This window comes from Bacteroidota bacterium (assembly GCA_034723125.1).
Lineage (GTDB): Bacteria > Bacteroidota > Bacteroidia > CAILMK01 > JAAYUY01 > JAYEOP01.
This window is the reverse complement of the sequence record JAYEOP010000054.1, coordinates 1-5,387: the sequence shown is the minus strand read 5'-3', so window position 1 is coordinate 5,387 and position 5,387 is coordinate 1. Positions and strand designations below refer to the sequence as shown.

1 protein-coding gene is annotated in these 5,387 nt (G+C 33.1%); it reads right to left on the bottom strand.

The annotated features are described in order from the left end of the window. Nucleotides 1-830 precede the first annotated feature (830 nt). Nucleotides 831-5,387 (bottom strand): PKD domain-containing protein (locus U9R42_01800; protein ID MEA3494747.1); only part of this gene is annotated, 4,557 nt, incomplete at its 5' end.

Here is a 5,387-nt window from a genome sequence, read left to right as displayed (position 1 = left end):
TATTTGTTTCTTTATCATCGAATTATGTTTTTTATCATCATTGCGAAGGAGGAACGACTGTGGCAATCTGATGAAAGAATTGTTTATTTGTTTATCTGTTGATTTGTTTATTTGATGATCCATACGGGCAAGTTCTGTTTATTTGGAATTTGACTGCTGACTGAAGACTGCCTACTGCTGACTGAGGACTGTTTTTGACTGCCGACTGATAATTTGTTTATTCGTAACACATAACTCTGAGTACTCTAAGTACTTCTTTTTGTTTATCCGTAACACATAACCTTTTAGTTTTTAGTTTCTAGCTTTTAGTTTTTAACTCTAAGTACTTCTTTTTGTTTATCCGTAACACATAACTTTTACCTTTTAGTTTTTACCTTTTAGTTTTCAACTCTAAGTACTTCTTTTTGTTTATTCGAAATTTGACTGCTGGCTGGAGACTGCCTACTGCCGACTGAGGACTGTTTTTGACTACCTCTGCTAAAAAGCCCGAGATTGTCGCAGTCGTACCTCCCTCACAATGACGACCTTATGGGTTGTTGTTGTGAGAGTTGTTTATGTTTTCTCGCAAAGACGCAAAGAACGCAAAGAAGAATTGTTTATTTGTTTCAATAGTCATTTAGTGGTCATTTGCTTCGCTGTCATTTAATTGTCATTAAGTTGTTTATTCGTAACACATTACTTTAAGTACTTTAGGCACTCTAGGCACTTTAAGTACTTCTTTTTGTTTGTTTGGAATTTGACTGCGAACTGTTGACTGTTTTTGACTGCTGGCTGAAGACTGCCGACTGAGGACTGTTCTTGACTGTGGACTGAAGACTGCCTACTGTTTTTTATCTTATCAAATTTACTGTTGTACTAAAATTTTCCTTTTGAGAGTTCGTACCCTTTGCAAATACCTGTACAAAATAAACCCCAACCGGACAATTGCTTCCTTTATATTTCCCATCCCATCCTTTTTTATAATCATTTGTTTCAAAAACCAACTCTCCCCAGCGGTTATAAATCTGCATTTGAAAATCAAGGATATAAGTTCCTTTAACTATAAATTCATCGTTCAAACCATCACCGTTTGGTGTGAAACTGTTTGGGATGTAAAGATTGCAAGGTGTTTCCACACAGGCAGTATTTGATTTGCTGATTTTACCGTCCACGTTTCTGATAGCTTCAACATAATAACAATACTTCTCCTGATTAAAATTGGTGCGTGTATCAATATAGCTTGTAGAATTTTCGGCTGATAATAAACCGAATGATTGAAATTTTTCGTTCCATGTAAAAATATTGTAGCCTGAGATACCTGCTTGCCAATCCATGTATTTGTTCCAAACTAATTCCGGATATTCTTTATTTTCATTAATTTGTAATAAAATAGATTTGCCAATATTGCTGTATGAACTATGGAAATAACAACTATCAATTGTTTTAATCCTGTAAATGTAGGATTGTGATGATACATCAACTTGCTTATCAATAAAATCAAAATCAGTAAGTCCAAAACGAATTAGTTGCGAAAAGTTCAGGCTATCTGTTGACTTTTCAATAACATAAGCCATAGGATTACCAAGGCTGACAGTTTTAAATTCAATAAGGATACTTTCATCTTCAACACTTACCCTGTCAAGTATTGGAGCATTCACTTGTTCAAAAAACTTAAGTTGTTTCGTAAGCGAATCGGCACAATTATTATTTGAAATTACTTTTAGTTTCACATCATACAGTCCTGAAATAGTGTATATATGCCAAGGGTTTTGTGAAGTAGCAAAATTTCCATTTCCAAAATCCCATATCCATTGTGTATTCACATCGGGTTGGTTAATAGTTGACAGGTCGGTGAATTCAGTTGTATCAACCAAACAGGGACGTTCGTAAGAAAAATGTACTTCTGGCATTGGATAAACAATAACATTTTTTTCTATAGAATCTATACAATTGTAATTATTGGAAGTTGATATCAGCAATACGCGGTAAGAACTATCATGATTATAAATAACAGAGGGATTTATATTTATTGATGTATCCCCGTTTCCGAAATTCCATTTATAAAATAATAAGCCATATTTAATTGATGAGGAATTGGTAAAAATGAAATTATTACCCGACAAACATTGAGTATTATCATTTATCGTAAACTTTGTTTCTGGCATTGGTCGCACAAAAATCTGTTTTTCAAGGGAATCCTTACAGTCTTGCCCTGATGTTATCAAAAGTTTTATTGTAAATAAACTGTCATATTTATAAGAATGTAAAGCATTTTCCGTAGTTGCAAAGTTTGAATCTCCAAAATTCCAAAGGTAGCCAACCGAACCATAAGGAATTGAAGATTGATTTGCAAACTTAAACTCATTATTCCTAAAGCATTGGTCGGTATCGTTTATGCCAAAGTCGGCTAACGGCATGGGATGCACCCACAAGGATTTTTCAAAAGTATCCCTGCAATTATAATCAGATGTTGCAATAAGCCGTACCAAAAATGTATCATAATTTAAATAGCTGTGATTTGGATTCGGAAAAATGCTTGTATTTAGATCTCCAAAATTCCATGAATAGTTTAAAAAATCGTAAGCTATAGTTGATTTGTTTGAAAACTTGAAAAAATTAAATTCAAAGCATTGAGAACTGTCATCAATTTCAAAATCGGCTATCGGCATAGGTCGGACATACACCTTTTTTGTTAATGAATCTTTACACGCATAATTTGATGTTATTAAAAGTTGAACTCTGAGAGTATCATGTTTTTGATATAAATGAAATGTGTTTTTGTTGGTATCCAAATTTCCATCTCCGAAATCCCAAGTGTTGGAGAAATGCCCGTAAGGAATTGTTGAATTATCATTAAATTCAAAATAATTATTTAAAAGGCATTGCAAGGAGTCGTTTATGTTAAAATCGGTTGTTGGCATGGGTCTTACAAATACCTGCTTTATCAGGGAATCAACACAATTAAAACCGGAGGTGCTTATTAATTTAACAAAAAATGTATCAAAGTATTGATAAGAATAATCGGGGTTTGTGTCATTGGAAAATATACTGTCTCCATAATCCCATAAATAATTAAGATTGCCTGACGAAATATTTGATTTGTTTGTAAATGAAAATATATTATTTGTAAAACATTGGTCATTGTTATTAATTAAAAATGAAGCTGAAGGCATAGGACGAATAAAAATGTTTTTTAATATTGAATCTTTACAATTATTATCGGAAGTAGCTAATAATTTAACAATGAATGTATCAGAATAAAGATAGGAATGTGATGGGTTTTGTTGTGTTGAGGTATCCGAATCTCCGAAATACCATAAAGGGTTGTAATTGCCATAGGGAATACTACTTTTATCGGTAAAATTAAAAATATTACTGTTTAAACAATGGCTGGCTGTGTCAATTATAAAATCAGGAACAGGCATAGGATGAATGATAACAGTTTTTTCAATTGAATCTTTACAAGCCCAATCCGATACAATTAATAATCTCACATTTAAAGTGTCATAATCTAAAAATGAGTGTGAAGAATTAAAAACGGAATCAACATTTCCGTCTCCAAAATACCATGTTTGCGTAAAGCTACCTGAACTAATGCTTGATGTATTTGTTAAATTAAAAAAGTTGTTACTTAAGCATTGAGCACTATCGTTAATTAAAAAATCAGCTACCGGCTCGGGATGTACGTGAATATACATTACTCCCCATGTAGAATCTTTGCATCCATGTCCGGATGTGGTGATTAGCTTAACTTCAAATGTATCTGCATAAGTATAACTATGTACAGGAGCAGTTTCTGTTGATGTTGAATCATCTCCAAAAAACCAATTGTAACTCATTGTTCCGTAAGGAATGGATGACATGTTTGAAAATCCAAAAGCGTTTCGTTCAAAGCATTGGGAGGTATCCCAAATAAAATAATCTGCAACGGGCATGGGATGGACGTAAATAGCTTTGCTAATGGAATCTTGACAAGCAAAAGATGAAGTTGCCATAAGTTGTACAGTAAAAGTATCATGATTTGCAAAAATATGATTGATGTTTTTTGCTGTATCCGACTGTCCATCATCAAAATCCCATTTGTAGGTTAAGGAGGCTGATGTAATGGAAGAATGGTTGATAAAAGTAAATTCATTTCCTCTAAGACATTGGGAACTGTCATCAATTGAAAATGTTGCAACAGGCATAGGAAAAACGATTACTTTTTTACTTTGAGTATCGGAACAATTGAGGTTTGAATTAGCAATGAGCATAACAGTAAAAGTATCATCATAGCTGTAAGAATGTGAAGTGTTGATTTGGGTGCTTGTATCATTGTCTCCGAAATTCCAAAGGTAAGTTTGTAATCCACTTTGAATGTTTGATGAGTTTGATATTTGAAAATAGTTTCCGCTTAGGCATTGATCACTGTCATTAAAACTAAATAATAAATTTGGAGTTGGAAATACGTAAACAGCTTTACTTATTGAGTCTTTGCATCCCTCATTTGATGTAGAGGTTAGTTTAATAGAGAAAGTGTCAGGAACAGTATAGCTGACTGATGGATTAGTGGAGTTGGAGGATTGATTATTTTCAAAATTCCAAAAGTGAGTCATGCTTCCATAGGGAATGTTACTTTGATTGGTAAAATTAAAATTATTGTAATTAAAACACTGAACCGAATCATCAATACTGAAATCGGAAACCGGATGCGGGTTGACATAAATATTTTTATTAATTGAGTCGGAACAGTTAAAATCTGATACAACTTTAAGCTTTATTAAAAAAGTATCGTAAGATAAATACGAATGTGAGGGGTTTTGAGAAGTTGAGGTGTCGTTGTCGCCAAAATCCCAGCTAAAATATTGGTTACCTGAATTTATTGTGGAAAGGTTGGTGAACGAAAAATTATTTCCCGATAAGCACTGGTTAGAATCATTTATGCTAAATCCTGCATTTGGCATTGGAAAGACAATTACCGACTTGCTAATGGAATCCTTACAGGCATAATTTGAGGTAGTAACTAATTTTACATGGAAAGTATCATCGCTACTATAAGTGTGAACAGGGTTTTGAGAATTGGTGCCATTGTTATTGCCATAATCCCATAAATAGTTTATTGTACCGTAAGCAATGTTTGAACTATCCGAAAAAACGAATAAATTGTTGTACAGGCATTGAGTCGAATCGTTAATGTAAAAATTCGTTTGTGGATTAGGTCTTACATAAACGGTTTTTTCCATTGAATCTTTGCAACCAAATTCTGAGTAAGTAGTAAGTTTTACATTAAAAGTATCAAAGTTACTGTAGGTATGAGCATAGGTTTTTGAAGTATCTATGGTATTGTCTCCTAAATCCCAAATATTGTAGATGCTGTCGTTATTAATAATGGAACTATTATTAAAAAACTGAAAGTAATTTTCATTAAA